The organism is Microvirga roseola (assembly GCF_020866965.1).
Taxonomy (GTDB): Bacteria; Pseudomonadota; Alphaproteobacteria; order Rhizobiales; family Beijerinckiaceae; genus Microvirga; species Microvirga roseola.
Map to the genome: position 1 here is coordinate 1 of NZ_JAJATX010000168.1, position 975 is coordinate 975.

1 protein-coding gene is annotated in these 975 nt (G+C 60.0%); it reads right to left on the bottom strand.

All coding sequences use genetic code 11. The annotated features are described in order from the left end of the window. Positions 1–475: 475 nt before the first annotated feature. Positions 476–697 (bottom strand): exodeoxyribonuclease VII small subunit, encoded by a 222-nt coding sequence (gene xseB / locus LG661_RS24695; protein ID WP_230534640.1) that lies wholly within the window; start codon positions 695–697, stop codon positions 476–478. Positions 698–975 lie beyond the last annotated feature (278 nt).

The window sequence follows — 975 nt, forward strand, 5'->3', positions numbered from 1 at the left end:
ACCGGTCTGCCCTGACGCAAGGGCTTGAGTTTGCCGTCGTCGCGATGCCTGAGCCCCCAAAGCCAGAGAAAGTTCGGCCTGACGCTACACAACCGACACCGGATAGTCTGCCTGCCGGAGAGGCTTTTGCGGGTGGAGTAGCGGCATTGTCAGAGATTGCTCCGCATGCGGCTGAGGAGCCTGTCGACCGGCCCGTAGTTTCAGTGATAGCGCCGCAAGCTGAAAATCCCCCTTGACCTTCAGGGCATCTGATTAAGGTTAGATGCCGCCGCGCTGCAATTCCACCTCTTGCTATTCTCCACGAGCTCCTTCGGCGAGCACGTCCAGATTGCATTCTGGACGTGCTCGCTTCTCCAGTCATACCCTCATCCGAAGTTCGTCCGTTGATCAGCTGCGGCCGATCTGGGCATTCAGTTCAGCCCTGACCGCATCAAGCCGGGTGCGGCAGATCTCGTACGACTCCATTGNCCGTTGATCAGCTGCGGCCGATCTGGGCATTCAGTTCAGCCCTGACCGCATCAAGCCGGGTGCGGCAGATCTCGTACGACTCCATTGCCCGGCGGGTATCCTCCAGCAGCGCGTCGACATCAGCAGGTCCGCCGCTCCGAAGCCGGTCGGCGATCGTCTGGAGAATATTGTAGTGCTTGGTGTACAAACCCGTGGTCGCGGACGGGGTGCTGTCGGCATTGTGCATCATTGTTCTTATTCCTTGGTTACATATTTGGCGTGGTCGCGTCATCGCGGCGGACCCGGATGGATCCGCTCGTAGTCATTATCCTGGTCCGGCGGCTGCCGGTGGCGCGGCAGGCGTCCTCTTGCGGGGATTGGCTGCATCAGGACCCCAGGCGGTGCCCAGGCCTGTTGGGCTCAGGCGGCCTGCGGCTTCTTCCAGGGCACGAACGAGATGTAGTGGAAGGTGAGGAACAGCACGCCTAGCACTACAGTTGCAGGTTTAGAGTTCTAATTACCTCCTGA